This window comes from Halomonas sp. hl-4 (assembly GCF_900215475.1).
GTDB lineage: Bacteria > Pseudomonadota > Gammaproteobacteria > Pseudomonadales > Halomonadaceae > Vreelandella.
In genome coordinates this window covers 1,458,357-1,484,565 of the sequence record NZ_LT907845.1, presented here as the reverse complement: position 1 = coordinate 1,484,565, position 26,209 = coordinate 1,458,357, and the positions used below count along the sequence as shown (strand labels likewise).

General features: G+C 52.9%; 31 protein-coding genes and 1 pseudogene. 20 read left to right on the top strand and 12 right to left on the bottom strand.

Going from position 1 to position 26,209, the window contains the following annotated elements:
- Nucleotides 1-24 precede the first annotated feature (24 nt).
- The 4 genes from trpA (at nt 25) to CPH17_RS07155 (ending at nt 3,056) form a co-directional block, all read left to right on the top strand.
- Entirely contained in the window at nt 25-864 is an 840-nt protein-coding gene (gene trpA / locus CPH17_RS07165; RefSeq protein ID WP_096300913.1) for a tryptophan synthase subunit alpha, read from the top strand.
- Between the two features lie 300 nt (nt 865-1,164).
- The gene (locus CPH17_RS07160; protein WP_197703520.1) at nt 1,165-2,556 is read left to right on the top strand and encodes a Fic family protein; all 1,392 of its coding nucleotides are present in this window, start codon (nt 1,165-1,167) and stop codon (nt 2,554-2,556) included.
- Nucleotides 2,534-2,707, top strand: a complete 174-nt coding sequence (locus CPH17_RS20220; protein WP_231898095.1) for a hypothetical protein — start codon at nt 2,534-2,536, stop codon at nt 2,705-2,707. The genes CPH17_RS07160 and CPH17_RS20220 overlap by 23 nt, the downstream gene beginning before the upstream one ends.
- A gap of 106 nt (nt 2,708-2,813) precedes the next feature.
- Nucleotides 2,814-3,056 carry an addiction module protein gene (locus CPH17_RS07155; protein WP_197703519.1) on the top strand — a complete coding sequence of 81 codons (243 nt, stop codon included), beginning with the start codon at nt 2,814-2,816 and terminating at the stop codon, nt 3,054-3,056.
- A 58-nt stretch (nt 3,057-3,114) separates the two neighbouring features.
- On the opposite strand, the gene CPH17_RS07150 is transcribed toward CPH17_RS07155, so the two are convergent.
- Nucleotides 3,115-3,726, bottom strand: coding sequence for a LysE family translocator (locus CPH17_RS07150; protein WP_096298831.1), 612 nt, complete (start codon nt 3,724-3,726; stop codon nt 3,115-3,117).
- 25 nt (nt 3,727-3,751) lie between these two features.
- Nucleotides 3,752-4,582, bottom strand: coding sequence for a helix-turn-helix transcriptional regulator (locus CPH17_RS07145; protein WP_096298829.1), 831 nt, complete (start codon nt 4,580-4,582; stop codon nt 3,752-3,754).
- 137 nt (nt 4,583-4,719) lie between these two features.
- Here CPH17_RS07145 and CPH17_RS07140 point away from each other — a divergent pair, with 137 nt between their 5' ends.
- Both CPH17_RS07140 and CPH17_RS07135 read left to right on the top strand, forming a co-directional pair.
- Entirely contained in the window at nt 4,720-5,766 is a 1,047-nt protein-coding gene (locus tag CPH17_RS07140) for a DUF3541 domain-containing protein (protein WP_096298827.1), read from the top strand.
- Between the two features lie 103 nt (nt 5,767-5,869).
- Entirely contained in the window at nt 5,870-6,763 is an 894-nt protein-coding gene (locus CPH17_RS07135; RefSeq protein ID WP_096298825.1) for a dihydrodipicolinate synthase family protein, read from the top strand.
- A 56-nt stretch (nt 6,764-6,819) separates the two neighbouring features.
- Here the strand turns inward: CPH17_RS07135 and CPH17_RS07130 are convergent, their stop codons facing one another.
- The 6 genes from CPH17_RS07130 to CPH17_RS07105 form a co-directional block, all read right to left on the bottom strand.
- The gene (locus tag CPH17_RS07130) at nt 6,820-7,608 is read right to left on the bottom strand and encodes an ABC transporter permease (protein ID WP_096298823.1); all 789 of its coding nucleotides are present in this window, start codon (nt 7,606-7,608) and stop codon (nt 6,820-6,822) included.
- On the bottom strand, nt 7,605-8,504 hold the full coding sequence (locus CPH17_RS07125; RefSeq protein WP_231898094.1) for an ABC transporter permease: 900 nt from the start codon (nt 8,502-8,504) through the stop codon (nt 7,605-7,607). The genes CPH17_RS07130 and CPH17_RS07125 overlap by 4 nt, the downstream gene beginning before the upstream one ends.
- Before the next feature lie 69 nt (nt 8,505-8,573).
- A complete protein-coding gene (locus tag CPH17_RS07120) occupies nt 8,574-9,632 on the bottom strand; it encodes an ABC transporter substrate-binding protein (protein ID WP_231898093.1) in 1,059 nt (352 codons plus the stop codon).
- Between the two features lie 36 nt (nt 9,633-9,668).
- On the bottom strand, nt 9,669-10,976 hold the full coding sequence (locus CPH17_RS07115) for an NAD(P)/FAD-dependent oxidoreductase (RefSeq protein WP_096298820.1): 1,308 nt from the start codon (nt 10,974-10,976) through the stop codon (nt 9,669-9,671).
- A 1-nt stretch (nt 10,977) separates the two neighbouring features.
- On the bottom strand, nt 10,978-11,676 hold the full coding sequence (locus CPH17_RS07110; RefSeq protein ID WP_096298818.1) for an HAD-IA family hydrolase: 699 nt from the start codon (nt 11,674-11,676) through the stop codon (nt 10,978-10,980).
- 37 nt (nt 11,677-11,713) lie between these two features.
- Nucleotides 11,714-12,715, bottom strand: coding sequence for an ABC transporter ATP-binding protein (locus CPH17_RS07105; protein WP_231898092.1), 1,002 nt, complete (start codon nt 12,713-12,715; stop codon nt 11,714-11,716).
- Between the two features lie 218 nt (nt 12,716-12,933).
- On the opposite strand from CPH17_RS07105, the gene CPH17_RS07100 reads away from it, so the two are divergent.
- A complete protein-coding gene (locus tag CPH17_RS07100) occupies nt 12,934-13,893 on the top strand; it encodes a LysR substrate-binding domain-containing protein (protein ID WP_096298814.1) in 960 nt (319 codons plus the stop codon).
- 347 nt (nt 13,894-14,240) lie between these two features.
- On the opposite strand, the gene CPH17_RS07095 is transcribed toward CPH17_RS07100, so the two are convergent.
- Nucleotides 14,241-14,453: a hypothetical protein gene (locus CPH17_RS07095; RefSeq protein ID WP_096298812.1), complete on the bottom strand. Its 213-nt coding sequence runs from the start codon at nt 14,451-14,453 to the stop codon at nt 14,241-14,243.
- Nucleotides 14,454-14,535: 82 nt separating this feature from the next.
- Entirely contained in the window at nt 14,536-14,925 is a 390-nt protein-coding gene (locus tag CPH17_RS07090; protein WP_096298810.1) for an ester cyclase, read from the bottom strand.
- A gap of 215 nt (nt 14,926-15,140) precedes the next feature.
- Here CPH17_RS07090 and CPH17_RS07085 point away from each other — a divergent pair, with 215 nt between their 5' ends.
- From CPH17_RS07085 to CPH17_RS07060, 6 genes are all read left to right on the top strand, one after another.
- A complete protein-coding gene (locus CPH17_RS07085) occupies nt 15,141-15,839 on the top strand; it encodes a haloacid dehalogenase type II (protein WP_096298808.1) in 699 nt (232 codons plus the stop codon).
- Nucleotides 15,840-16,030: 191 nt separating this feature from the next.
- Nucleotides 16,031-16,333 (top strand): GNAT family N-acetyltransferase, encoded by a 303-nt coding sequence (locus CPH17_RS07080; RefSeq protein ID WP_197703518.1) that lies wholly within the window; start codon nt 16,031-16,033, stop codon nt 16,331-16,333.
- On the top strand, nt 16,321-16,791 hold the full coding sequence (locus CPH17_RS07075; protein ID WP_096298803.1) for a hypothetical protein: 471 nt from the start codon (nt 16,321-16,323) through the stop codon (nt 16,789-16,791). Before CPH17_RS07080 ends, CPH17_RS07075 begins: the two co-directional genes overlap by 13 nt.
- Before the next feature lie 51 nt (nt 16,792-16,842).
- Nucleotides 16,843-17,274, top strand: coding sequence for a GNAT family N-acetyltransferase (locus tag CPH17_RS07070; RefSeq protein ID WP_096298801.1), 432 nt, complete (start codon nt 16,843-16,845; stop codon nt 17,272-17,274).
- 127 nt (nt 17,275-17,401) lie between these two features.
- Entirely contained in the window at nt 17,402-17,713 is a 312-nt protein-coding gene (locus CPH17_RS07065; protein WP_096298799.1) for a DUF427 domain-containing protein, read from the top strand.
- Between the two features lie 92 nt (nt 17,714-17,805).
- Nucleotides 17,806-18,471 carry an AlbA family DNA-binding domain-containing protein gene (locus CPH17_RS07060; protein ID WP_096298797.1) on the top strand — a complete coding sequence of 222 codons (666 nt, stop codon included), beginning with the start codon at nt 17,806-17,808 and terminating at the stop codon, nt 18,469-18,471.
- On the opposite strand, the gene CPH17_RS07055 is transcribed toward CPH17_RS07060, so the two are convergent.
- Together CPH17_RS07055 and CPH17_RS20215 are read right to left on the bottom strand one after the other, a co-directional pair.
- A complete protein-coding gene (locus tag CPH17_RS07055; protein ID WP_231896491.1) occupies nt 18,465-19,469 on the bottom strand; it encodes an IS3 family transposase in 1,005 nt (334 codons plus the stop codon). The genes CPH17_RS07060 and CPH17_RS07055 overlap by 7 nt on opposite strands.
- A pseudogene (locus tag CPH17_RS20215) lies at nt 19,436-19,585 on the bottom strand (transposase); the annotation flags it as partial. The pseudogene CPH17_RS20215 and the gene CPH17_RS07055, both read right to left, overlap by 34 nt.
- 58 nt (nt 19,586-19,643) lie before the next feature.
- Between CPH17_RS20215 and CPH17_RS07050 the strand changes: the two are divergent.
- The 7 genes from CPH17_RS07050 to CPH17_RS20210 all read left to right on the top strand — a co-directional run bounded on the left by CPH17_RS07050 (nt 19,644) and on the right by CPH17_RS20210 (nt 26,200).
- Nucleotides 19,644-20,036 carry a hypothetical protein gene (locus CPH17_RS07050; RefSeq protein WP_096298793.1) on the top strand — a complete coding sequence of 131 codons (393 nt, stop codon included), beginning with the start codon at nt 19,644-19,646 and terminating at the stop codon, nt 20,034-20,036.
- A 92-nt stretch (nt 20,037-20,128) separates the two neighbouring features.
- Nucleotides 20,129-21,415 carry a phospholipase D-like domain-containing protein gene (locus tag CPH17_RS07045; protein WP_096298791.1) on the top strand — a complete coding sequence of 429 codons (1,287 nt, stop codon included), beginning with the start codon at nt 20,129-20,131 and terminating at the stop codon, nt 21,413-21,415.
- A gap of 478 nt (nt 21,416-21,893) precedes the next feature.
- The gene (locus CPH17_RS07035; protein ID WP_096298787.1) at nt 21,894-22,943 is read left to right on the top strand and encodes a DUF2235 domain-containing protein; all 1,050 of its coding nucleotides are present in this window, start codon (nt 21,894-21,896) and stop codon (nt 22,941-22,943) included.
- A gap of 95 nt (nt 22,944-23,038) precedes the next feature.
- The gene (locus CPH17_RS07030) at nt 23,039-23,374 is read left to right on the top strand and encodes a zinc ribbon domain-containing protein YjdM (RefSeq protein ID WP_027338143.1); all 336 of its coding nucleotides are present in this window, start codon (nt 23,039-23,041) and stop codon (nt 23,372-23,374) included.
- Nucleotides 23,375-23,491: 117 nt separating this feature from the next.
- The gene (locus CPH17_RS07025; protein ID WP_096298785.1) at nt 23,492-23,833 is read left to right on the top strand and encodes a DUF427 domain-containing protein; all 342 of its coding nucleotides are present in this window, start codon (nt 23,492-23,494) and stop codon (nt 23,831-23,833) included.
- A gap of 749 nt (nt 23,834-24,582) precedes the next feature.
- Nucleotides 24,583-25,413 (top strand): hypothetical protein, encoded by an 831-nt coding sequence (locus CPH17_RS19900; protein WP_157742948.1) that lies wholly within the window; start codon nt 24,583-24,585, stop codon nt 25,411-25,413.
- Between the two features lie 508 nt (nt 25,414-25,921).
- Nucleotides 25,922-26,200 (top strand): hypothetical protein, encoded by a 279-nt coding sequence (locus tag CPH17_RS20210; protein ID WP_231898091.1) that lies wholly within the window; start codon nt 25,922-25,924, stop codon nt 26,198-26,200.
- Nucleotides 26,201-26,209 lie beyond the last annotated feature (9 nt).

Here is a 26,209-nt window from a genome sequence, read left to right as displayed (position 1 = left end):
ATGACCACTATCGTGAATCAGACCATGCACAACCCCACGCGTCTCGAACACTGCTTTAGCACACTCAAACAGCAAAACCGCCCGGCGCTGATCAGCTACCTCACCGCTGGCGACCCGGATGCCGACACCTCGCGCCGCTTGCTGCACGGGCTACCCGCCGCCGGGGTGGACATCATCGAACTCGGCATGCCGTTTAGCGATCCCATGGCCGATGGCCCCGCCATTCAAAAGGCGGCCCAACGCGCCCTGAACAACGGCCAGACCCAGGCCAAAACGCTTGAAATGGTGCGCACCTTCCGCGAACAGGACAGCACCACGCCGATTGTGCTCATGGGTTACTACAATCCCATTTACCGCTACGGCGTTGAGCGCTTCTTGGCCGATGCCGCCCGTGCCGGGGTAGACGGCCTGATCGTGGTGGACCTGCCCCCCGAACACGACGAAGAACTCTGCCAGCCCGCGTTTCGACACGGCATCGACTTTATACGCCTGACCACCCCGACTACCGATGCCAAGCGCCTGCCCAGGGTGCTGGCGAACGCCTCCGGGTTTATCTACTACGTCTCCGTGGCGGGCGTCACCGGCGGCAACGCCCCCACGCCGGAACGGCTGGAAAGCTCGGTTTCGCGACTGCGGAAAGATACCGAGCTGCCCATCGCCGTTGGCTTCGGCATCCGCACCGCCGAACAGGCCGCCATCATTGGTAGATACAGCGATGCGGTAGTAGTGGGTTCTGCGCTTGTTGATTGTATCGAAAAGGCCAGCACGCCTGATGAAGCCGTTGAGCGAGTACACGGTTTGGTCAGTGATCTGGCGGAAAGCGTCAGAGGGTGCAGGGAGGTTGAAGAGACGGTGAGCAGTTAAAAGTGGAGATGGAATAAGTGCAAAAGAGCAGGTGATGAACGCCTGCTCTTTTTTATCTGATCAGCTTCCAAGCTGCGACATGAAGCTGCCTGCTCTCTATTTGCGTTGCAGTAGGTTAATAAAAAATCGTATTTTTATTGATTACTGAACATTTCTTTGTTGAAGTGAATAAAATGTTTTGATTTGAGGCGTTTTGTGATGAAGCCAGTAGGTTATGCGTACCTGCACGAGCATTTGGCGCTGGGGGTATGTCCACCCGTTTACCCTGCACGGGTGCGCCCAGTCACACGCATTATGTCTATGGAGAAGGAAATAGCAGTACCTGCCGGGCGTGCGCCAGAAACGTCATTGCTCGACCATCTTCTTTTCGCACTTAAACACGAAGGTATCGATCTCGCCATTCTGGCGGGCGCATTGCCACATTTGCCCATAGAAGCGCTTCAAAACGCCTTGCAAGCCTCGCCAAACGGCATCTATTTAAGAAAATTAGGCTTTTTGTATGAAGCCTTCGTAAAGCGCTTGCCGTTCGATATAGCCGTCAGTGGCCGAGCAGTGCCTTTGTTCGACCCAGAACGCTATATTACCGGCCCTGCAGTACGTGACAGCCGTTGGCGGATTGACTTTAACGGGCTAGGAACACTTGATTATTGTGCAACCGTGAGGCGTACGCCAGAAATTGCTGCACTACTTGAAGAAGATATTCTCACCCAAGCCGCTACCTTCATGGCCTCGTTGCCCCCCGGTATGCTGGACCGCGCAATTCAGTGGGCCTATCTCAGTGAAACCCAATCTTCGTTTGCCATTGAGCGAGAATCGCCGTCGCAAGATAAGCAGCAGCGCTTCATGCAGCTACTCCGTCAGGCACACGAGCGCAAGCTGCTGACTGAAGAATACTTTGTTGAATTGCAGAATAGCACCATCAGTAATCCTTTCGACAAAGCAATGGCATTTCGCCATGAGCAAAACTATCTACATAACGGGTTGCCCGGCGCATTAGGCGTCAGCTATTTACCGCCACCGCCGGATCTTTGTAATCAATTAATGGGCGCATTGATGACCTGGGCGAACCAACTCCCAGACAGCGATTCGTCTGAGGCTGTGCCAGCGCTGGTAGCTTCAGCGATACTGTCCTTTGGTTTTGTTTTTTTGCATCCCTTCATGGATGGCAACGGGCGCATATCACGTTTTCTGATTCACCATACACTCTGCCGAATGGATGGCCTCCCCCACGATAATCTGCTGCCTATTTCGGTTGCCATGAGGCGTTATGAAGCTGATTACTTAGCAGCACTAGAAGCGTTTTCAAGGCCAGCTCGTGAGCATTGGCGAGTAAGTTGGATAGATGCCGATCAGTATAATTTTGAGTATCTGGGGCTCGATGCGCTCTATCGCTATTGGGATGCCACAAACGCCGTGGCTTTTACATTGAAAATGGCAAAAGTAGCGCTGGAAGAGGAATTGAAAGCAGAAACACGCTACCTTGCTTGTTTTGACCGAGTATATGCAGCAGTGGATGCGAATTTCGATATACGTGGAAGTGATTTAGCCCGTCTAGTGATGATGTGCCTAAGTAACGAGGGGCGCCTCTCAAACAACCGGCGTAAGCAGTTCCGCTACCAAGTGCCTGAAGAGGTGCTGGACGCTATCGAGGCAGAAGCACAGGAGGTGCTTGAAGAGTACAAAGACCAGTAACACCAGCGGCAGCGCCCCCACGTCGGAACGGCTGGAAGCCTTGGCAATGGTCGACTGCATTGAGCACTCCAACACGCCAGATGAAGCCGTGGAGCGGGTACACGGCTTGGTGAGCGAGCTGGCGGAAAGCGTGAGCGCGTATTGCAGGTAGATAGGCTGTGATCTTATTGGACAGCCTCACAAAGCAAAAAGAGCTAATATGGCGAAAATATAATAGTTGAGATACCTTCAGTCTGAGCCATTCATTAGGTGAGACTATGAACATCCAAGAGCTTGTCAGCGAAGCAGAATCATTACCCGTTGAAGAGCGTGCAAGAGTCGTCGATGTGTTGCTGCGTAGCCTCAACTCCCCTGAGGCTGATATCGACAAGCAATGGGTCGACGTTGCCCGCAGCCGATTAGACGATATACGGGGGGTAAAGTGGCTACGGTTTCAAGTGAGCAAGTATTCGCTAACCTTAGGGCAAGGCTTGAGAGATGAGTGTTCGCTTTCACCCTGAAGCGGAAGCAGAACTAGCTGAAAGTACAGGTATGGCCTGCACGCCTTGCGCTTAGGTTTCAGCTTCGAGCAGCGAGCGGCACCCACACATGCTCAACACCAATCGATATCGCCACGGCGACCAGTAGCACCGCCATCAGCCAGTTAAAGCCCTTCACCACCCGTGTGCTTTTAATGCGCTCACCCACCAGGCTACCGATGACCACATAGCTGCCGGGGGCACCTGCCGCCATGGCGGACAGCCCCAGCGCCCAGACCACCAGGCTTGCGCCCTGAATACCCGCCGCCGGGAACTGAAGGGTGGCAATGGGCAGGGTCGCGACGATGGCCTTCGGGTTTAGCAGTTGCATCACCAGCCCATCGCGAAAGCTCAGGAGACGCGGAGCATGGTCAGGCTCGCCCAAATCCGCGTTGGCGCGGACAAGCTTGACGGCCAGGTACACAATGTAGCTACAGCCCAGCGCACTCACCAGGATCAGGGCGTTACCGCTGATCCAGGCTGCTCCCGCCCAGCCCAACACCAGCAGGTAAACAAGCATTGCCATTCCCACGCCCAGGCAAAACCCGACCGACTGTTTAGCCTGGCCATTGATGCCGACATTCAGGCCGAGCAGATTCACAGGCCCAGGGGTGTACATGACGCCCAGGGCATAGGCGATGATTGCTAACATGTTGGAACCTCAAAGTTGGGTAGGGCTAACGCGTGATATCGCGCTGGTATTGGTGGGGCGTCATGCCATAGATACGCTTGAAGCGGCGATTAAAATGGCTAAGGTCGGCAAACCCAAACCGCAACGCCACCTCATTCAGCGGCGCCCCCTGATCCAGCGCCGCGCGGGCCGCATTGATCCGGCAGTTAATCACGTACTGGTGAGGCGTCATGCCGTAGTGCTGGCGAAACAGCCGCAAAAAATGGTACTTGGATAAATGCGCGGCCCGGCTGATGTCGTCCAGCGACATATCCGTTTCCAGATGGGCGTGGATATACGCCTTGGCAAGGTCCAGCAGGGCATCCGGGCGTTGCGTGACGCGGCTGGGTTGAACACGGCCGCCTAGCTGAATGGTTCGCTCAACCACCTGATAAAGCGCATTTTCCTGGTCAATGCAGCTACCGGCGTGGGTGCTCACCAAACGCGCCAGTTCCAGAATGGCGTGGCGCAGGGGCGCATCCTGAATCAGCGTTTGATCGGAACGGAAACCGGCGGCGCTTTCGCGGCCAAGCGCCTCGGCGAACAGCGGCGTCACCTGTTCCGGGTGGGCATACACCATCAGGTAATCGAGCGCTTGTGCGCCACCCGAATGGCCGTCGTGGACTTCCTCCGGGTTGAATAAAATCACATTGCCCGGCGGGCTGCGATGAAACCGCCCACCGCTGAAAAAGTCCTGTCGCCCGGCCAGCGTCACGCCAAAGGCATACTCCTCATGGGCATGTGGGTCGTAGCTGAAATCTTCAATGCCCGCTTTTAGCACCGTTAGTGTCGGCACATGATGACTTTTGAAGAACTCAAACCGGCTGGCGTTACTCATGCCGACTCCCCTGATGACACCTGACTCGATGAAGTACGTCCTAGCTTATGCCGACAGCGCTATGGATGCTTGTACATAATTGCTCATCGACTGTGCAATGATGCTTTATTGATAGTGAACGCCACCAAGGATTCTGCATGGAAAAGCTCTTTTCACTGATGGTTGTGCTCCTGCTGGCTGGCTGCGCCGCCCTGGAGCCGCATGGGGAGCGTGACATCCAGCGCGAGGCTGGTCTTGCCATTCAGGAGGTCTACGAGCAGGCCCTGCCGACGCTATCCGAGGACAAGCAGCGCCACTTTACCCAGCGGCTTTACCGCCTGACGGGCGAGCAGCGCTGGCGGCCCCTCAATCATGCCTACGGCGAGCGTATAGTGGTGCGACTCGAGGAGGACATCGCCGGCCTGGCCGAGCCGGGGTACGCGGCTGACCGCAGCCGGGCGATCGTTGCCGACTACTCGCAGCTTACGGCCAAGCACCGCGCACGACGCGCCATGCTGGGTGAGTGGGGGGAGATGGCCTTCGCCCGGGAACTGCTGTTCCAGCTCGTCCAGGCCGAGTATTACGGCCTGCTGCCGGCGATTGAGAACCACGAGCAGGCGCTGAGCTACCTGGCCGAAGTGGACTGGACTGCCTTTCTGACCGACCCCGGGGTAATCGGGATCTATGCCGCCCAGGTGGCCAACCAGGCGTACTTCCTGCACCAGCTCGGCGTGATGGACCTGCGCCGGGAAGTGGAGGCAGCCTTCCGGCGCCACTACCCGCCCGAGCGAGTCGCCGGGCTCAACGACGCCGAGTACCGTAACTGGCTCTATGGCCTGACGCACTTCGTGATTGCTGACAGCCGCTACTACCAGCGGGAGGTGGACCCAGAGGAGCACGCTTGGGTACTGGAAGCGCTGGAGCGTGAGACAGCTAACATCCTGGACCGTGGTACGGCCGACATCCAGGCCGAGGTGGCGTTGGTCTTCCTGCTGGCCGGTCGTGAAGACCACCCGCTGGTGGGCCGTGTGCGTGAGGTGCTGGCTGCGGCGGTGGACCCGGCCAGCGGCATCATCCCGTCGTCCTCGGGGCGAGGGGACCTGGAGAGTGGTGAACACCGCAACGTTCTGGCCATCATGGTGTTGCGCTGGCCGGACCGCCTGCATCCCGGCCCCGATCTCTCGGACGGGGTTGGCGGGCGTTGAAAACGTCCTGACACCCGGTACGTGCGTGGACAGGCCTTTACTTAAATTACGGCATGGCTATATAACGGGCAGTTGAACCGCCACCTCAAAAGGATCATGTACCATGTTGACCGGCCTTAGCGCGTTTCCGCTTACGCCCATGGATGAACAAGGCATTCACGAGCATGAATTTATCCAGCTAGTGGCCCGCTTGGCTGACGCCAAGGTGGATTCCATCGGCGTGCTGGGCTCTACCGGCAGCTACGCCTATTTAAGCGAGGAAGAACGGGCCCGGGTCGTCAGGCTGAGCGTAGAAAGCGCCGCTGGCGTGCCGGTGATAGTGGGCATTGGCGCGCTTCGCACCCGCGATGTATTGGCCAATGCCGAACGCGCCCAGCTTGCAGGCGCAAGCGGCGTACTGCTGGCGCCGGTGTCGTATCAAACGCTCACCGATGAGGAGGTGTTTAGCCTGTACGAGACTGTCTGCCGTTCGCTAAGCGTGCCGCTCTGCGTATATGACAACCCCGGCACCACGCATTTTAATTTCAGCGACGAGCTGCACGGGCGCATTGCTGAGCTGCCCCAGGTGCGCTCGATCAAAATTCCGCCAGTGCAGAACGACCTTGCCGCTGCCAAGGCACGCGTGGCAGGGCTGCGGGCGTTAATCCCCAGCGACGTGACCATCGGCATTAGCGGCGACGCGGCCGCCGCCACCGGGTTACTCGCCGGGTGCGATGCTTGGTACTCGGTAATCGGCGGGCTCTACCCGGACATCGCACTGGCGCTCACCCGCGCCGCCCAGGCAGGTGATACCGAGCAAGCGATGGCCTGCTCTCAAGCACTCGAGCCGCTATGGGCGCTCTACCGTGACTACGGCGGCAGCCTACGGGTTGCCGCCACCATTGCGGAACTCACCGGAAAGGTCAGCCAACCTTGTTTGCCCCAGCCGCTGAACACGCTGCAAGGCGATGACCGCCACAAGGTGGCGGCGGTGGTTGAGGCGCTGGGGTTAAGTTAGATTTTTGTTACGCCGATTGCTTTAAATTAGGCAAACGACGGGAATTGCACATGTAGTCATGCTGGTGACTGCTTGCGTGCCAATACCAACAGCAACACCAGCGCGAAGGAAGCTGCGGTCAACAAGGTGCTGATGGCGGCGATGGTCGGATCAATCTCATCACGCAGCGCAGTGAACATGCGCACGGTCAGGGGCTGGTTCTGCCCACCCGAAATGAACAGTGCCACCATGGTCTCGTCCAATGCCTGAATGAACGCAAAGATCGCGCCGGTGACCACGCTAGGCATGATTTGCGGCAGAGTGACGCTCATGAAACTGCGAAAGCGATTCATGCCAAGGCTTCTGGCCACCATCTCCTGGGTCTGATCAAAACCGTGCAGGCCTGCCGTTACCGCGGTGATCACATAGGGCAGCGCCAGCATCACGTCTGCCATGATCAAGCCGGGAATGGTGTAAAGCATGCCTGACAAGGCGTAAATGAAGAACACGCCGGTGGCAACGATGATGATCGGCACGATCAACGGCAGCAGAAGTACGATCTTCAGGTAGCGCATAAGCCAGTGAGACGAGCTATTGATGGCGTAGGCCGCTGCCACGCCAATCGGGGTCGCGATCAATGCCGTGGAGAACGCCACGATCAAACTGGTCTTTGCGGCAGACATCCACCCGGGGTTGTTGAAGAAAGTGTCATACCAGCGAAACGAAAAGCTGGTGGGCGGAAAGGACAGAAAGCGACTGTCCGAGAACGACATGGGCACGACAATCAGCAATGGCAGGATCAAGAAAATCAGCACCAGCGCCACATAGCCAATAAAGGTGATTCGGCTCAGGGATAGTTTGTTCATTTTGCACCCAGTATCTTCTCGAGAGGGACGAGACGGCTCACCACATAGAAAATGATCAGCACGCAGACCAGCAGCACGACGCTGACGGCACTGGCGGCACCCCAGTCGCTATAAAGCTGGATGTTGCGGCTGACCAACATCGAGGCCATGACCGTGCGTCCGCCACCTACCAGTTCTGGCGTGATATAGAAGCCAAGACACAGCACGAACACGAGGGTCATGCCCGCTAATACGCCGCTCAGAGAGAGCGGGAAGAATACCCGCCTGAAAACGTGCAGGGGGCTGCCACCAAGACTCGCGCCCGCCTGGATTAGATCACTGGGAATCTTCTGCATTGTGGCGTAAAGCGGCAACACCATGAACGGCAACAGGATATGTACGGTGGCAATGATCGTGCCCAGTTCGTTATGAATCAGCGCGAGCGGTGCGTCGATAAGGCCGACACCCATTAGGGATTCGTTAACCACGCCTGAGCGTTGCAGCAGAATCAACCAAGCGTAGGCCCTGACCAGTACGCTGGTCCAGAATGGCAGGATTACCAGCGCCAGAATCAGCATTGACCAGCGTCTTGGTAGGATTGAGGCAGCATAGGCAATGGGGTAGCCCATCAACAGAGCCAGTAGCGTCACGATAAAGCTGATGCGAAACGTGACCCAGAAGGTATTCCAGTAGATACCTTCCGTGAGGATTCGCTGGTAGTGCTCCAGTGTGAAGCCTTCGGCATAAAACGATTGACCGATCAACCAGCCAAGCGGGATGAGGAGCAGCACGAAAACCACCAGTACGGCCGGTGATATCAAAAGCAGCATCAGCGCGTGCTCGCGTCGCCGATAGCCAAGTGACGCATCCCGGGTATTAACGAGAGGGTAATTATTGTTGGTGGTGGTCGCTTTCAAAGGATGTCTCCTATCGGGAAATCGACAAGCGTTGTCGTACCCCGCAGGCGGGCCACGACAACGACATACTTATTGCTGCATGAACTCCAGCCAACGACGCTCCGCTTCCTCGCCTTCAGAGGAGGCCCACCACTCGTATGACATCAATACCTGACGTTCGGCGTTATCGGGAAAGCTGGGTAGCTCTTGGGCACGGTCATCGGGAATCTTGTCAGTATCGAAGGCGGCTGGGTTGCCGGGCCCGTAGTCAATGTGCAGGGGCAAGTTGGCCTGATACTCGGGGTCTATAGCCGCGTTGATAAACTCGACGGCTGTTTCCTGGTTGGGCGCATCTTTAATGATGCACAGGTGGGTGTTCTGCAGAACACCATCGTTATAGGTGAAATCAGCACTTGCGCCTTCGTTGATGATGGCACTAACACGCCCATTCCACATCATCAGCATGTCCACCTCGCCGTCATTGAGCAACTGCGCCGACTGACCGCCAGACGTCCACCAGGTGGTAATATGTGGTTTGATCTCTTCCAGCTTTTCGAAGGCTCGATCAACATCCAGCGGGTACAGCTCGTCCCGCTCCACCCCATCGGCCATCAAGGCGGCTTCCAGCGTCCCTAGCGGGTGATTACGCAGTGCACGATTGCCGGGGTACTCCTCCACATTCCAGAAATCTTGCCAGCTTTGCGGTGGATTGCCATCAAAGGCCTCGGGGTTGTAGGCCAGCACGCTGGAGTAGAACTCATAAGCCACGGAGTAGGGCGTCTTGTACTCATCGGGCATCGACTCAGCGTTGGGAATCTGGCTGAAATCCAGCTCCTCTATCAGCTCTTGCTTGCCGCCCCGCACACAGTTCAACGGCGGCGTGTCGACCACATCCCATACGGCTTGGCCGGTGGTGCCCTGGGTTCTGATCATCGGCCAGGCGTCGGGGGCGCTCTCCTGAATAATGGTGATGCCCAATGCTTCGGCTACCGGGTCGAGTATGGCGATTGTCTGCGCTTCCTGATAAGCACCACCCTGGGAGACGAAGGTGATTTCGCCGTCCGCCAGGCTTTGCCCGGCACCCAGCGCACCGACGGCCATTACCGAGGAACTAAGCAAGTATTTAAAGCAGTTAGTATCTTTCATCATGCGATCTCCAACTGAGTAAATGCTTCTGACGCCGAATCAGCGCCCGATTGCATCAAGGAACTGGTAGTAACCTGCCACCAGTCGAATACCGACTTCACGTAAAGGATAAAACGGGACGGCCTTAAGCCTGTCCGCAGCAAGCAGCGCCACGTCAGGGGTTTCACCCATGGCGTAGTCCGCCGCCAACCGCCCAAGCAAAGTCGACATGGCCACTCCGGCACCGTTATAGCCGGCGGCGTAGCACATTCGGTCATCGAATCTGCCTACATGAGGCAGGGCATCTAGCGTCATGCCCACATGCCCTGACCAGCGATAGGCAATATCGATATCGGCGAGCTCTGGAAAAAGCGACACCATGGCTTTCTGGAGGGAGTCGAACGCAGCCTGGGAGTCCTGTTTGCCAAACGCCCCTCGTCCCCCAAATACGACTCGGCCATCGACCTTGCGAAACCAGCGCATCATTCTGCGCGTTTCACTGTAGCTTCTCTCCTTGGTCATCAGGCGGTTCTGCAGCGCTTCTGGAAGCGGCTCAGTGGCAATGATCGAGCTTCTGAACGGAACCAGGCGGGACTTGATGGCAGCACTGACCGGCGTGATGTCCGAATAGGCATTGGTCGCCATAATCACCTGCCGCGCCTTGATCTCGCCGCCTGGCGTCGTGATACGGATGCCATCCTCCAGGCGGCGAATATGGGTGGCGGGGGTGCGCTCAAAGACCATCTCGCCATGGCGTCGATTAAGCCCATCCGCCAGACCCTGCACATAGTCAAGCGGGTGCAAGGTGCCCACGCCAACCCCCAGTACGCCACCCTTAAACGCGTGGGAACCGGTTTCTTCGGCTACCTCACCAGCGGATAAGCAGCGCAGTGAATCGTCACCCATTTCGCGCTGCATCCACTTGGCTTCATCGGTGATTGCGTCCAGGGCTCTGCTGGTATGCGCACAGCGCAGGTTGCCACAGCGTGTAAAACGGGCATTCTCCAGGCCATACGCCTGAGTCAGGGCTTCTACCTCATCTACCGCCTGATGGCAGAGCCGGTGCATGGCAGTGGCCACCGGCATGCCATGGGCGTGGGCGATGCTGGGAAAAGATAGCCGGAATTTCGCCGACACCACGCCGCCATTGCGCCCGCTTGCCCCCCAGCCAATGGGGTTGGCATCCACCACAATCGCCTGGACGCCCCTTTCTGCTAACCGGTGGGCCGCTGCCAATCCCGTATAACCGCCCCCGATGATGGCGACATCAACGGTTTTGTCGTGGGTAAGACACGCAAAATTCGCGGCGGTAGTCGCCGTGTCACGCCAAAGTGAAGCAATCGGGGGTACTGGCTGCGGCCCACTCATGTCACACCCTCTCTACGGCGTCAGCCAACGCCTTCAGCGTAGGGAAATGGAAATCAGGTGTGGTTACCTCTGCGGGTTCCGGTGTGCCGCCAAACCCCTGCTGGCCCTGGCGCCGCTCTATCCAACAAGTGGTGTAACCCAGCTCCTTGGCAATGCCGATGTCATGGTATTGGCTCTGGGCGACATGCAGTATTTCCGAAGCCTTATAGCCATGGGCCGCCTGACGACCACGGTTGTAGGCAAAGAATTGAGGGTTGGGCTTAGCCACACCGGTCTCGTCGCAGGTCACGCTGTCGTCGAACGGATCATCGAGGATATGCGAATAGCAGGTGAACGCAGTGCGGTCAGCATTGGTCATCGCGACCAATCGATAGTGCTTGCGCAGGCGTTTCAGTGCCGCTACTGAATCCTCGAAAGCGGGCCAGCGCAGCACCGCTAACTGAAAAGTATCGGCCGAAACCACATCGGATGGCAGCTGCAACTCTTCAGCCAATGAGCGGTAAACATCCGCCATGGCACTACTCGAGCGGCCGGGGTAACGGTCCCGTCCGCGCTTGTAGGCCTCGAAAATGGTGTCGTCGCTCAGGTCCTGTGCGGCACTTCCCCCAATACGACGGATAGCGTTCAATACACCGGTTTCGAAATCGATCAGCGTGCCCACGACATCGAAAGTAAGAACTTTAAAATTGGAAAGTTCCATGATCGGCTATGACTCCTGTTTTTACTTCGCAGTTATGTCAGGCGACGTGTGCCGCCGGAGTGGCGCATCCCGCACGAGGCACGATGATGGTGTCCTCGGGATGCAGTACCACGCTCAGGTTTTCGCCGAGCGGGGGAATCTGTTGCCTGGCAGCGTGATGGCTGGGTTGACGCATACTGATAGAGGTGCCGTCTTCCAGTTCGAGGAACAGTCGTAGGCTGTCGCCCTGGTATACGGCCTCTACGACCCGGCATGCCAGGCGGTTGATGCCGGGCGCATGACGGCCGTCGTCAATCAGTAATTTTTCGGTCTGAATGGCCAGTAGCAATTCCGAATGTGAAGTGATTGGCTTGGCGGAATGCAGTATTTGATTGCCGAGCTTTACATGGTATTCATCGACACGCGTCACTGGCAGCAGCGTCGAATCGCCGATAAAGCTGGCCACAAAAGAGTCTTTGGGATCGTTATGCAGGGTTTCGGGGGCGCCGATCTGAACCAGTTCACCATCTTTGAGAATCGCCACCCTGTCGCTCATGGTCAGCGCTTCACGCTGGTCGTGGGTGACATAAACGACGGTGGCCCCCAGCTTGCGATGTAAGCTGCGCAGTTCAATCTGCATCGCCTCGCGCAGTTGCTTATCCAGCGCCGATAGCGGTTCGTCCATCAAAATCAGCCGTGGCTCGAATACGATCGCCCTGGCAAGGGCGACGCGTTGCCGTTGGCCACCCGACAGTTGAGATACGCCACGATCCTGGTAACCGTCCAGTTCGACCATGGCGAGGGCCTGTTTCACTCGCTCCGGCCAAGTTGACTTGGGCAGGCGGCGAGCGCGCAGCGGAAAGGCCACGTTTTCGCCAACACTCATATGAGGAAAGAGCGCATAACTCTGAAAGACGATGCCGATGTTGCGCTTGTGCGGTGGCATGAAGGTCATGTCTTGATCACCGACCCATACCGACCCTGATGACGGCATGACAAACCCACCCAAAGCGCCAAGCAGGGTTGTTTTTCCTGAGCCTGAAGGACCCAGCAACGACACGAATTCACCTGGCTCAATATTTAAAGTTATGTCCTTCAGGGCTTGTGTGTTGCCATATCGCTTGCAGATGGAGCGTATGGAGACACCCACACTATCTCGCTCATCCATAGGATTTATCACCTTTCATTGTTGTGATGCCTATCGGTTGTCATTGAGTACAGCAGATAAGGTGACCGCGGACAATTGCGAAATTCTTGGCAGTGGCATAACCTGAAGTTATGCCTACATTGCGTCGACAACTACCTAGCGCCAACGCTCTCTTCGTTTTTGAGTCAGCAGCCCGCTGCGGTAACTTCACAAAAGCCGCCGCCGAACTGGGGGTTACCCAGCCGGCGGTCAGCCGCATGCTTGCGTTTTTGGAAGAATATCTGGAGGTCAAGCTGTTCTTGAGGACGCCCGGCAAAACCGAGCTAACAGAGAGTGGCGAGATACTTTACCAAGGGGTGATCGACGGCTTTCACAATATCGAAGCGGCAATTCAGGAAATCCGGGCGCGCAGTACCGGGCTTGAAACCGTCACGTTATCGGTTTCAACCGCCTTCACTACCCACTGGCTTATGCCGCGTATGCACAGGTTGCAGGCGCAGCTACCCAATATCGATCTGCGCTTTCAGTTGATTTCGGGCCCGGTAAGCGGCCCGGTCGAGGACGTTGATCTGGGGATTCGCTTTGTCACGGGAGAGGACATCCTGCATGACGCTTCATTGCTACTGCCGGAAATACTGGTACCTGTCTGCAGCCCTGCCTATCGCCAGCAGCAACTTGAATCGCCCAGCAACGACCTTTCCACCACCCTGATCAGCCTCAGCGACAGCCGCATAGACTGGTTCGAGCTTCTGCCCAATTTTCATATGGAGAGTTATGGTACTGCCCATCCGTTGGTATTTTCCGACTATGCCGTCGTTCTCCAGGCAGCTTTGCTCGGCCAAGGAATCGCCATCGGCTGGCTCAACATCGCTTCCCACTGGCTGGAAACCGGCTCACTGGTGCCCGCCACGCCCACGGCGATCGCCACCGAGCGGCTATGCCACCTGGTGCACTCACGTAAAAAGCCGCTAAGCGACGCGGCCAAGCAAGTAAGAGAGTGGATAATAGAAGAAACCCGCCGAGACGTCGCGAATGTGGCGAACCAGTATCCAGAGTTGAAGCTTGAATCCTTGCTGGCTAATAAAAATTAATATTTGGGGCGCGGCAACAAGCGCTTATGCCAGCCTTGAAGGGGTAACTAACGCTCCCCCTGGATGAGGGCGCTAGTATAGCCACCCTCAAGTGACGGGCACCGTACCTCCATCAGTCATATGCTCCGTTCGGCCAGCGCAACGGCTGCTTCCGTTTTTATCAGTGCTCTTTTATCGGAACAGCGTCAGCCCCGTTGCTGATGCTGATCATCTGCTCGATGGAAAAGTGCACTACCGCACCATGAACATCGACAACGATATGTTTGGAGATGGAATCACTTGAACACATGGAGTGCAGGGCGCTTCAAGAGCGCCCTGCCTGGTGGGTGCAATAAAGACTTAAAGGGCTATTCGTCACCTTTACCCACGTTGGTCTGCGAGGCATCGTAATCCTGGGTGGCGTCCGGATCGGCCCCCGGTTTATTGGATGTCTTGGTCTTGAAGCGTCGCGCAACCTCGATCGCTTCAGGCTGGGTAACGTCTATAACACGCCATCCCGAAATAATGATGGCTTCAGCCTGCTCTTCGCTAATAGGCTCTATACGGGTAGTACGGACCATCTTCTCTCCTCCTTGAGAGTTGTCACTGTTGAGCTTTCACTATGGCAGAAGATGGCGAAACCTGCCTGGCTTAAGAGGCAATTTAACCAAGCTGAGCCTCGATCGCCGCCTTGTCGATCACCGACCAGACCTCACGAATCTTTTGGTCGTGGAAGAGGTAAAACACATTCTCGCAAAACGTCACTTTTCGGCCATTCACCGGTAGGCCCATGAAGTTACCTTTAGGCGTGACATCGAACCGAAGCCTGCACGCAATATGCGGCGGATCAGCGATCAACAGCTGAATGTTGAAGTAAAGGTCAGGTATCTGCTCGTAGTCGGCTTCCAGCATGGCGCGATAGCCGTCAAGCCCGAGAGGCTTGCCGTTGTGATGAACATCGTCATGCACGAACTGGCCAAGGTTCGTCCAGTCCTGTTTATTGAGGCAGGTGATGTAATCACGATAGGTCGCTTCCAGGTCACGTTTGTTCATCCTTCCTTCTCCTCTCCTGGGCCAGGCTGACAGGCTTGTTAGAGTATATCTGGCTAGTACAACTTCGTTGTGCATCACGCTGTATCAATAACCAATAGGCCTTCGATAAAACCGGCTTTGTGCTGGGGCTGTCCATGGCGATTAACCAACAGGCGATTGTATCGGTGTCGCACTGCTGGGATTATTAATGACCATACAGCGGCAAGGAGACGTGAATGAAAGCCATCGTGTTTGATGTATTTGGCACTATTGTCGATTGGCGCTCCAGTTTGATTAACCAGTTCCGGGCGATAGAGCAGGAGTTGGGAATTGAGCTACCTAGTGAAGCGCTGACAGATCAATGGCGTCAGCATTATGCGCCTTCGATGGATCGGGTGCGTAAAGGCGAAATTCCGTGGAGGGGGTTGGATGATCTGCATCGGGAAAGCCTGGTTAAACTCCTCAATCAACATGGGGTGATGCTAGACGAGGCGACCATTGATCGCGTCAATCACTTTTGGCACCAGTTAGACCCATGGCCGGATGTTCAGCGCGGTCTTCAAAAATTGAAAGAGCACACCATCATTGCCACCCTGACCAACGGCAATTTGTCGTTAATGGTGGACGTTGCCCGTTATGCCAAACTGCCATGGGATATGGTGTTCTGCGCCGAGCTATTTCAGCACTATAAACCTGACCCAGAGGTCTATTTAGGGGCTTGCCGCCTGCTGCGCCTGCCGCCTGAAGAGGTGATGCTATGCGCAGCGCACAATTACGACCTGGCGGCTGCCCGTGCATTGGGGATGAAAACGGCGTTTATACCCCGGCGCACAGAATATGGCCCGCAACAGCATAAAGATTTAACAGCAGAGCAAGAATGGGATTTTGTAGCTGAAGATCTCGTCGCGTTGAGTGAGCAGCTAAAAGGATACTAGCCAATTAGTGTGTCCAAGAAGAGGTCCCTCCCGGATTGTTAGCCAAAACGATGATACGAGCATTCGAAGACCAGGATTTTGAAGCCATAGAGGAAATTTACTCACTCGCCAAACTGGATGAGCTTCGGTTTGAGCAAGGCCAATTTGTACTCATACCTCTGAGGCAAGACGAGACACGCCTACGGGAGCTGATGGAATCAACGATATTTGTTCATGACGATAAAGGCATTCGCGGGTATGGAGCGGTCTATGGAAATGAGATTCGCACGCTACTTGTTCACCCGCGCTTTCGCCGCCAAGGCATTGGCAGTCAACTGCTTGACCATATGATGGCCTGGATCGGTAGCCCCGCTACGCTCTGCGTCGCAAAAAGCAACGTGACGGCAAAAGCGCTTTATCAGCAATATGGCTTTAGAGTGACCGGGGAGTTTGAGGCCTGCTACAACGGTAATCCGGTGTTAGCCAACAAAATGGAACAGTCATGCACCCGTTAGCAGCCCAATGGATAGTGGGACTACTCAGAGATAGACATATCCCGTTTCAGATCTGCGGAGGGCTCGCCGCAAAGGGCTATGGTGCTGAGCGAGCGCTGAATGATATTGACCTGTTTGTCCCCGATGAGCATTTTATGACGGTGGTGCAGGCAGGGCAGGCGTACATATCCAAACCCGCGGCGCACCACTGCGAGGAGGGTTGGGATTTAACCTATGTCCAGTTCAAGTATGAAGGCATTAAGGTAGAAGTTGGCAACGCAGAAGGCGCCCACATTCTTGATGCAGCCAGCCAAGAATGGGTGCCGTTAAATATAGACTTTGCTCGCTATGAAACCGTCAATTTACTGGGCCTGGCGCTTCCCTTGATGTTGAAGGAAGACTTGATCCGCTATAAATCTATGCTCTCAAGGCCAGTGGATATCGACGATGTTCGTGCCATGCGTGAATGCTCAAAATAAACCCGCCTCACGCGATCCTGTTTTCACCTAACCACCAGTGAGACCTCTTTAATGCACTACCGCACGATGACCATCGACGACTATGACGCCACCATCGCGCTATGGAGCGAAAGTGAAGGCGTGCGGCTGCGCGATGCCGACTCCCGAGAAGGCATTGAGAAGTACCTGCGGCGTAATCCCGGCCTGAGCTTTGTGGCAGAGGCAGAAGGGCGACTGGTGGGAACGATCATGGCGGGTCACGACGGCAAGCGCGGCTATGTCCAGCACTTATCGGTGGCAGATTCCCACCGCCGCAAAGGCATCGCAACACAGTTGGTCAGCCGTTGCCTGGAAGCGCTCAAGCATGAGGGCATTCTGAAATCGCATCTGATGATCCTCCCTGAGAACGAAATGGCCAAACAATTCTGGGCCAATCAGGGCTGGGCATGCCGTTCAGATATTCAGCTGTACTCGTTTGTGAATGCGGATAACCCGAACGTTTAGCCGTTATCACACCCGCATGATCCAGATCATTCCCGCGCCTAAAGTGTAATGGGACGAGCATGGGATTCAACGAACGTTGCTGCTAGGCTAATTTAACTAGAGCTAAAAAGCCGCAGGGAACAACCTAATGCCACAGGCACCACGCATTACGCTTCATCCCGTTAGCCAACGCGTGCAGGTGCATGTGGATGGCAAACTGCTTGCCGACTCAACCAACGCCCTCGAACTCCGCGAAACCGGCTACCCGCCACGGCATTACATACCACGCGAAGACGTGCGAATGGATTTGCTTACCCCCTCAAAAACGACCACCCATTGCCCGTTTAAAGGCGACACGGTGTATTTCCCGCTGGGCGAAAAGCAAGACATTGCCTGGAGCTACGAGCAGCCAGTTGAAGGGATGGAAACGATAGCGGGTAGGGTAGCGTTTTATGAGTAAGTGGGGGGTGACGCCTTTCGACCCATAGCCGACATGCAGGAAAAGCAGCAAGCATGTTAAGACATGTTTTTTTAAGGAAGTAGAGGCGAAGAATGAATTTTGAGGAAAAACTAAAAGAGCGCCTAAGAAGAAATGGAAAAAGGCTTTATCACCGTGAGGGCCAAGAGTTGGAATTCAAGGAGCAATTTAATCTTGCTGCCTTGGCTGACTATTTTAAAGATTTTGCTGCTTTCTCGAATAATCGTGGAGGTTTTTTAATTTTTGGAGTAAAAGATTCCCCGAGAGAAATTGCAGGCCTGTCCGACAAATCCAAAGCACAATTTGAGAAGGTGGATCCTGAGAAAATAACAGGATATCTATTAGAGCTTTTCTCTTCTGAGATCCGGTGGGAGCAAGGGAGTATTGACGTCGATGAGATGTTTTGTGGCGCCTTTTATATCTGGCCGTCTGAAGCAAAGCCGGTCATTGCGCGGAAAGACGAGGGGAAAATTATAAAAAATGGCGACATTTACTATCGCTATGGAGGGAGAACGCAAAAAATCCAAAGTGCTGAGTTAGAAAGCATTGTTAATCATCGCATCGAGCAGAATAACCAAAGCTGGCTGAATCTCATGGCAAAAATAGGCCGAGCTGGTCCGCAAAATGCAGCAATACTTGATACTGAGAGAGGAATGATAGAGCGTGATTCTTCTCAAGTATTAGTTTTGGATGACGATCTTGTCGGTAAGTTGAAGTCGACGTCACCCCATCTTCAGTAGCACCCGGGTTTAGAGTCAGAAATAACTTTATCGTGTTTTACCACCAGTTGCTCGGCATAGGCTGACGGTGTCAGCCCTCCAAGACTCTTCTTCGGTCTTTCTTCGTTGTACTCCCGCCGCCATGCCTCGATGACAGCCTGGGCGTGTTGAAGGCTGGTGAACCAATGCTCATTTAGGCATTCATCTCGAAAGCGCCCATTGAACGATTCGATGTAGGCGTTTTGGTTGGGTTTTCCAGGTTCGATTAAAAACAGGGCAACGCCACGTAGATGCGCCCATGACAGCATGGCGCGCCCACAGAACTCCTTTCCATTATCCGTACGAATGGCGCTCGGTAGGCCACGTTGTAGGGCCAGGTGATCCAGAATACGTGTTAAAAACAGTCCGCTAATGGCACGTTCAGGCACGATCGCCACGGCTTCATGGGTGGCGTCATCGACAACCGTGAGGCTCTTTATCACTCGTCCGTCTGCCGTCCGGTCAAACACAAAATCCATTGACCAGACCTGATTGGCAGCCCCAGGGCGACCAAGTGGCTTTCGCTCAGACATGGGAACCTTCTTGCGCTTGCGACGCTTCACCTGCAAGCGAGCTTCCGCATACAGACGCTCAACACGCTTGTGATTGACCGGTTCTCCGGCCTGACGCAGCTTCAGGTAGATCATGCCAGCGCCATAGCGGCGATGCCGGTGTGCCAAGGCAACAATGCGTTCACGCAATGTCTCATTGCGGTCAGGGGCCGGCTGGTAGCGCAATGCACTGGCACTCATACGAATGACACGGAGCGCTCTGCGCTCACTCAGGCCACGTGACACCATAAAGCGCACCACGTCTCGGCGTGCCGGGGCGCTCACCACTTTTTTCTCAGCGCCTCGCGAGTGACCTCCATTTCCAGTAGCGACTCTGCGAGCAGCTTTTTCAAGCGTCCATTTTCGGCTTCGAGTTCTTTGAGTCGCTTGGCATCGGGGACGCTCATGCCGCCAAACTTGCTCCGCCATAGATAGTAACTGGCTTCTGAGAAACCGTGCCGACGGCATAGCTCTTTGATGGGCAGCCCCGCTTCGGCTTCGCCCAGGAAACCAATGATCTGTTCTTCGCTGAAACGCTTCTTCATGTCCAATCTCCTTACCCATAGGATCGGACTCTAAAGTGTAGCGCTACTCAATCAGGGGGTGACGTCGAAGTTTGTCAAAGAAGGAGAGTTTAAAGAAAAATCGGGAGCGCCTACCCTCAAACTGGTTGGTGATGTTGTTCCGGTTGATAAAGTAGAGGTTATCCAAAGGGTAAAAGAAAATCTAACGAAGAGCTATCCATACTCAGCGATGGAAATGGCGGAAGAAGTGACGAAACAACTACCGCAAGCAACGAAACATGATGTTTGGGCATGTGTTTCCGAAAATGATCTAAAGGTTAATCCTGATTATTCCGTTTACAATTTTAGAAATAAAAGACAGGAAGATGCATTTAAGAAAGATGGTACTATACCAGCCGCAACTCCAAGTATCTATAACCAAAAAGCAGTTGAGTTTATAGTAAATGTCTTGCGTGGCGAGAAAACCGGTTAAGAATAACCAAGGGCCCAAGTCAACCGGTACTACGCAGCGCTTCGCAACGGCTGCTTAGCCCACACGATATGCAGAAGAGATGAACTGAAGAGATGAAAATATCGGAAGCTACCCGAACGTACTTTGCCAAAGACGTCTACAGTATCTGGAAGAGCCGGGTGTCTAAGGCCGAGGAGTCGATTACTGTATACAGCCCTTATTTTGATCGTCTGCTAATCTCTCTTCTTGGAAATTCACAGCTTGGAAATGAGAATATCACCATCGTCACAGAGCTGAATCCTGCGTCTCTGCTAGAAATGCCTAACCAGCTTCGTGCCCTCAAGAATGCGCTGTCCAACGGTATCATTGTGCTGAGTACTCCGCGCCTCCATGCAAAGGTGCTGCTCACCGACGACAAGTTTGTTGCAATAGGCTCTCAGAACTTCACGTCTTACGCCAGGAAGAGCAAGGAATGCACAGTTATTCCCGCTGCAACCATGACTGGGTCAAGCTTTGTTGATACGTTAATCCGCTGGAGGGAAGACGCCACATCTGTTGATGAAAATTTTGTTGACATGCTTCTCTCCAAGATTTCGCGACACATTAGGCGGCACAAGAAGCTATTAGAAGAAACGGAAGCCGAATTCGATGAACTCTTTAAAAACCATGAAGAAGAAAAGCAAAACGCTCTTCTCCGTCGTCTTGAGGAGTTGGAGCGGCAATCCCACATCAGGATGTCCCAAGGAGTCGTTTATGCTTCGATTGAGCACATTTCCGGTGAATGGGATTACTACGATAGCCTGATAGCAGATCATGAATATGACCTGACGCGATGGGTGGTTAAAAAGCCAGGCGGTAACACAGAGCCTTACCGGTTCAGTCGACTAGCCATGTACCCAATGATAATCGCAGAGACTGGCCGCATGGGGTTTGCCAGAATCGGGAAGACACGAATTACTTACATTAGGAAGAGTCTGAATTGGTCTAATAGGAGACTTCAAGTCGGTGACTACAGCTTAGGTGTAAGCATCACTTTCCCCGTCACGGACACTAAGAAACGAAATATCGTGGTCAGGCTCACACACCCCTATTTGGGATCATGTGAAGCAGCTTTCCTTTTCACAGGAGACGCGTTTCGGCTTATCCGAAAACACTACTTCAAAGGTAATTCTTACTGGAATGAACAGCACGAAGCGTTCGTGAAAGAGTTGGATTCTGGCTTCTTTGGTGATTTAGATAGCATTGCTTCCTTCTTCCGTAGATTTTTCACCAGCTTCACCTACAAGGAGCTTGGCCTTGATAACAAGAATGTACGAGATTATTTGAAGGGTCTCCACTTCAGGCTTACCGTGATTCAGTTTCAAGGTAATCCTGTCTTAGTAATCAAGAAGCAATGGTAGACGAGGCGCAAGACAACATAATCGAGAGTAAAATAGCCGTACGAGTGTGGCTATTTATTGCGCTCATTGTAAACGTTAAATATCAGGAAAGTCTCAATGTCCGCTTTTGGCCGAAAACCGTCGCCGTCACCACTAGCCCCGGTGATCTCAGTTTTGATTACAATCTTCAAATCCACACTCAGGGGTTAACGTCGGTCGTACAATCACTCGCTCCCCGACGTTGACCTGCCGGAAGCTTGCACCCTTTGAACGGCATGACTTGGTTTGTCTGAGATTGAGCGGGAAAAGTTAACCACCTTGTGAAGAACCGTAGCAGCTTGTGCATAAACGGGCATCGGTATTAATTTTCGACTACATTTAGTCACATAATGCTGAGGCTGACGGTGGCGCTATGCCCAGAAACGCATAGCGCATCCGCTGTCACTCCGTCAGCGGTAATGAGCACGGTTCAAGGGTGCGCATCATCATGGGGAACACAATGACAAAACAAAAACTGATTCTGCTATTCGATGGAACGTGGAACGACCCTGAAGACCAGACGAATGTTTATCGTATTACGCGGCTTATCCATGATTACGATGGTGATGTTAAACAACGGTTCTATTACGACCCCGGCGTGGGTACCTCCAGGTTTCAGCGCATTAGCGGCGGTGCCTTCGGTGTCGGGCTTAGCAAACATTTACTGAAAGGCTATGACTGGCTTGCCAGGCGCTATAAAGAGGGCGATGAGATCTGGATATTCGGGTTCAGCCGCGGTGCCTACACGGCCAGAAGCCTGGTGGGGCTGATACGAAAATGCGGGTTAATGCACGTGGTCACGCCAGGGTTGCTCGATAAGGCCGAAAGCATTTATCGGGACAAGGCGCTGCACCCAGACGCTGACGTTTGCAAGGAGTTCAAGAAAAGCTTCAGCCGCCAGCCGAGGATTCATTTCATTGGCATATGGGATACCGTTGGCGCGCTAGGCGTGCCCGGCACCACCCTGTTTAAAAGCAAATACGATTGGCACGATACGGAGCTTTCCAGCATCGTCGATCATGCCTATCAAGCGGTAGCGCTGGACGAACACAGAGCGACCTACAACGTCTCGCTCTGGACCAGCCAGGATGGCAAGCAAAAAGCGGGTAACCTGGACGTACAGCAGCGCTGGTTTATCGGTGCCCACGCCAATGTAGGCGGCGGGTATGGCGCTGACGACACACTGGCCGATATTTCGCTGAAGTGGATGTTAGGCAAGGCGGAAAAAGCTGGCCTGAAAGTGGCTCAATACGAGGTGCTTGAGGATGCCTGGAAGACCGCGCCAAGAGATTCTTTCGCCGAGTTCCTGAGGGGGATGTACGCCAAATTCAAACGCCTTGGGAAGGCAGAAGACTGCAGATTCTACCGACAATATTCAAAAGGGATGCAGGGAAAACCGGCGGTCAATATTTCAATCGATGACAGTGTCTGGAAGCGCTGGGCCGATGCAACCTGTGATTACCGGCCACGCACCTTGACCGATGCCCACCTGTCCCCACCGGAGCAATAGGCAGGGCAGGCAACCTTTATTGGTGTGACTCCATTCGCCAAGGCCGCCAGGGCGCAGTATCATAGGCCGCTAATCAAACCACAGAAGCCATTACTATGTCGTGCCCACCTTGCCCCCGTTGCCAGTCTGAATTTGTTTACCAGGACCAAAGCCTGTTCATCTGCCCCGAGTGCGCCCATGAATGGAACCCCGCTGAGGCCGCCGCTGAAGATGCGGTCACCGTCAAGGATGCCAACGGCACCCTGCTGGCAGAAGGCGACAAGGTCACGCTAATAAAAGACCTCAAAGTAAAAAGCAGCTCCCTCGTGCTCAAGATTGGCACCAAAGCCGTGATCAAACGCCTCAAGGAAGGCAAGGACCACCAGCTGGACTGCAAGGTCGACGGCGCTGGCGACATGATGGTCACCGCCCAGTTTGTGAAGAAGGCCTGATTCCTCCCACCAATCCAAGCGCTACCGACTAAAAGCTAAGCTGCGAGGGTGTGTTTAACATAAGTTAACTGCTAGGCTAATTTTACTAGAGCGAAAAACGCCGCAGGGAACAACTTAATGCCACATGCCCCACGCATCGAGCTTCATCCCGTTAACCAGCGCGTGCAGGTGCGTGTGGATGGCAAGCTGCTTGCCGACTCCACCCAGGCACTCGAACTCCGCGAAACCGGCTACCAGCCACGGCAGTATTTCCCGCGTGAAGACGTGCGGATGGATTTGCTTACCACCTCAGAAACGACCACCCATTGCCCCTTTAAAGGTCATACGGTGTATTTCTCGTTGGGTGACAATAAAGACATTGCTTGGAGCTATGAGCAGCCGATTGAAGGGATGAAGGAGATAGCGGGTAGAGTGGCGTTTTCAGGTGTCAGCGTCAAAGTACAGATGCTGGATGAATAAGAGAACTTTGTTATCAATAAAGTATTATTGGAATAGCAAATGTAGAAGGCTTGTGTATTTGTAATACACATCCGAATTAAAAGTAATATTTAATATTAAAAGTTAGAGTAGATTTTAAAACCAGCATATAGCTAGATATAAGTAACAGAATTTTTCAATTATGAGACTGGAAGCCTGATACGCTGTTAGTTGAATTCAGGAAACACACAATGGAGGGAACGAAAATGATAGACACATTAATCAATGCAATTAGAGAACGAAAAGAAATAGAATTTACTTATAGCGGCCTTCGCCGCACTGGACAGCCTGCAACGATAGGGGTATCTACATCAGGCAATGAAGTTCTTCGTATATATCAAACTGTAGGTGGCCACGTTCATCCCAATCACGAATGGGACCTGTGTTACGTATCGGATTTATCAAATATTAGAGTCACGGACAGTGTTTTTCTGGTCAATCCGCCTGGGTACAGAAAGGGCGATAGAGGAATGTCAACAATCTACGAAGAGCTTTAAGGAGTAAACTAACAACAGATTCCAGTTCGTAACTTTACCGGACACGCTAAATATTTGCGTTAATTAGGAAGAAAAAATCTTAAGACCGGGACTTCCCCAGTTTTACCTGGGGAAATGTTCTCTACCTGTCCCCCCCATAACGTTTTTGGTGGAGGGGCCCGGGGTTGCTTAGTTATGATGATTTTTATCACCACTTGTAAGTTAATATTACCACTTATGCGCAGAGATGTATAGATGACAACACTATTTTCATGGACTGGTATCGATACACATGGCCCTGCATCGATTTATATTGCTAGCGATAGCCGAATTTCTTGGGGAAGCAAGGCTACTTGGGACGTAGGCCGAAAACTTTTTGCTTCAAGAAATTTTCCTGAATTATTTGGCTACTGTGGCTCTGTCTCGTTCCCTATACAGATATTAGGTCAATTAATTGAGTGCATTGATGATGGTTTGTTGTTCAACGACAGCGACTCCATAGAAATAAAAATCGAAAAGGTCAGGGGCGAGATTGAAAGAAGTTTAAACTTGATGCCGAAGCCTCAAAGAGGAAACTGCCAAATTTTATATGCGACCCGAATGGGTAATAGAATGCGTTCTAGCTTCCATGCCGCAAGGATTAATGTTGCATATGATGGCGTTTCTTTTGAGCAAATTGAATTGCCTGAAAATTCGGGATTAATAGCAAGCTCTGGTACTGGAAGAGCTTCTCTAAATGCATGGTATGAAAAGTGGGTCGGAAAATATAGCCAAGATTCTCACTATTCAGGAAGAACCAGTAGGAATGTTTTTAGCGCATTCTGTGACTCGCTTGAATCTAGGCAAGATCCACGTAGTGGGGGAGCACCGCAACTTGTCGGCATATACCGTGAAGGTCCATCAAAGAACTTTGGTGTGATACATAAAAGAAAGCGGTATCTCAATGGAATTGAAGTGCCCTTTTCGAAAGGTTTAAACTCAATTGAGTGGCGAAATGAGTTATTCGAAAGATGCTGCGGTGAATCTATGGAAATTTTGGAAAAAGCACAACGTCAGCCAAAGTTAAGACAAATAAAGAACCCATAGGTAAAAAAAGTTTCTGCTGTGGAAAACTTGCTTGCTTCGTTTCTAGTTTTTCGCTTGGTAAGTAGTTAAGTAAATTGAATATTTGTTAATGGGGCAGGATAAAATGAATATTTTGTTAGATTAATGTTCAGAGTTATTTCTCCGATACAATACATTGATAATACTGGTGCAGTATAATAATTTAGTATCGACACCTTAGAAGGCGAATAAGTATGACATTTGGACACAGGCTGAATGTTGAGCAGTTAATGTACAATAGATCCAATTTTAAGTTTTAAAAAGCGCTGTATAAAATGGTTGATGTGCCGGATTCTGTACCTAAGATAGGTAAGCTATATTATTTTGAGGGGTCGGGTCTAGAAGATGACGAGACTATTGCACTTTGTATAAAGTGTATTATTGGATGGGCGGCCTCGCTTGAATTATTTGTAAATCTAGCATGGCTGAAAAACCAAATTTCAAGTCAGAAAGAAGAAAGAGATTTCTCAAGTACTATAGCTAAAATCAAATGCTTATATCAGATAGAAGGTTTGTTGTATGGGGGGCAAAATGGAGAAGTGTTGTTGAGAAATTATTTGCTATGAGAAATTATATTATGCATTATAAAGAAACTGTGATTTATGTTGGGTTTAGTTCTGCAACAAAACTACAATATGAATTTTCAAAAAGCAACAAGATTATAATTAAACGTGATGTTGATCTTGCTTTCAAAGATATGGGTGGTTATTTTGATATTGATTTTGGTTTTATTGATGGTCATTATGATCACTCGGTTTATAATTATTGAGCTGAATTT

What these genes read in the sequence shown, in the direction of transcription:
- trpA (WP_096300913.1), top strand. Translation starts at nt 25, where the DNA reads ATGCACAACCCCACGCGTCTCGAACACTGCTTTAGCACACTCAAACAG.
- CPH17_RS07160 (WP_197703520.1), top strand. Translation starts at nt 1,165, where the DNA reads ATGGAGAAGGAAATAGCAGTACCTGCCGGGCGTGCGCCAGAAACGTCA.
- CPH17_RS07155 (WP_197703519.1), top strand. Translation starts at nt 2,814, where the DNA reads ATGAACATCCAAGAGCTTGTCAGCGAAGCAGAATCATTACCCGTTGAA.
- CPH17_RS07150 (WP_096298831.1), bottom strand. Translation starts at nt 3,726, where the DNA reads ATGTTAGCAATCATCGCCTATGCCCTGGGCGTCATGTACACCCCTGGG.
- CPH17_RS07145 (WP_096298829.1), bottom strand. Translation starts at nt 4,582, where the DNA reads ATGAGTAACGCCAGCCGGTTTGAGTTCTTCAAAAGTCATCATGTGCCG.
- CPH17_RS07140 (WP_096298827.1), top strand. Translation starts at nt 4,720, where the DNA reads ATGGAAAAGCTCTTTTCACTGATGGTTGTGCTCCTGCTGGCTGGCTGC.
- CPH17_RS07135 (WP_096298825.1), top strand. Translation starts at nt 5,870, where the DNA reads ATGTTGACCGGCCTTAGCGCGTTTCCGCTTACGCCCATGGATGAACAA.
- CPH17_RS07130 (WP_096298823.1), bottom strand. Translation starts at nt 7,608, where the DNA reads ATGAACAAACTATCCCTGAGCCGAATCACCTTTATTGGCTATGTGGCG.
- CPH17_RS07120 (WP_231898093.1), bottom strand. Translation starts at nt 9,632, where the DNA reads ATGATGAAAGATACTAACTGCTTTAAATACTTGCTTAGTTCCTCGGTA.
- CPH17_RS07115 (WP_096298820.1), bottom strand. Translation starts at nt 10,976, where the DNA reads ATGAGTGGGCCGCAGCCAGTACCCCCGATTGCTTCACTTTGGCGTGAC.
- CPH17_RS07110 (WP_096298818.1), bottom strand. Translation starts at nt 11,676, where the DNA reads ATGGAACTTTCCAATTTTAAAGTTCTTACTTTCGATGTCGTGGGCACG.
- CPH17_RS07100 (WP_096298814.1), top strand. Translation starts at nt 12,934, where the DNA reads ATGCCTACATTGCGTCGACAACTACCTAGCGCCAACGCTCTCTTCGTT.
- CPH17_RS07095 (WP_096298812.1), bottom strand. Translation starts at nt 14,453, where the DNA reads ATGGTCCGTACTACCCGTATAGAGCCTATTAGCGAAGAGCAGGCTGAA.
- CPH17_RS07090 (WP_096298810.1), bottom strand. Translation starts at nt 14,925, where the DNA reads ATGAACAAACGTGACCTGGAAGCGACCTATCGTGATTACATCACCTGC.
- CPH17_RS07085 (WP_096298808.1), top strand. Translation starts at nt 15,141, where the DNA reads ATGAAAGCCATCGTGTTTGATGTATTTGGCACTATTGTCGATTGGCGC.
- CPH17_RS07080 (WP_197703518.1), top strand. Translation starts at nt 16,031, where the DNA reads ATGGAATCAACGATATTTGTTCATGACGATAAAGGCATTCGCGGGTAT.
- CPH17_RS07075 (WP_096298803.1), top strand. Translation starts at nt 16,321, where the DNA reads ATGCACCCGTTAGCAGCCCAATGGATAGTGGGACTACTCAGAGATAGA.
- CPH17_RS07070 (WP_096298801.1), top strand. Translation starts at nt 16,843, where the DNA reads ATGCACTACCGCACGATGACCATCGACGACTATGACGCCACCATCGCG.
- CPH17_RS07065 (WP_096298799.1), top strand. Translation starts at nt 17,402, where the DNA reads ATGCCACAGGCACCACGCATTACGCTTCATCCCGTTAGCCAACGCGTG.
- CPH17_RS07060 (WP_096298797.1), top strand. Translation starts at nt 17,806, where the DNA reads ATGAATTTTGAGGAAAAACTAAAAGAGCGCCTAAGAAGAAATGGAAAA.
- CPH17_RS07055 (WP_231896491.1), bottom strand. Translation starts at nt 19,469, where the DNA reads ATGGCGGAGCAAGTTTGGCGGCATGAGCGTCCCCGATGCCAAGCGACT.
- CPH17_RS07045 (WP_096298791.1), top strand. Translation starts at nt 20,129, where the DNA reads ATGAAAATATCGGAAGCTACCCGAACGTACTTTGCCAAAGACGTCTAC.
- CPH17_RS07035 (WP_096298787.1), top strand. Translation starts at nt 21,894, where the DNA reads ATGACAAAACAAAAACTGATTCTGCTATTCGATGGAACGTGGAACGAC.
- CPH17_RS07030 (WP_027338143.1), top strand. Translation starts at nt 23,039, where the DNA reads ATGTCGTGCCCACCTTGCCCCCGTTGCCAGTCTGAATTTGTTTACCAG.
- CPH17_RS07025 (WP_096298785.1), top strand. Translation starts at nt 23,492, where the DNA reads ATGCCACATGCCCCACGCATCGAGCTTCATCCCGTTAACCAGCGCGTG.
- CPH17_RS19900 (WP_157742948.1), top strand. Translation starts at nt 24,583, where the DNA reads ATGACAACACTATTTTCATGGACTGGTATCGATACACATGGCCCTGCA.
- CPH17_RS20210 (WP_231898091.1), top strand. Translation starts at nt 25,922, where the DNA reads ATGCTTATATCAGATAGAAGGTTTGTTGTATGGGGGGCAAAATGGAGA.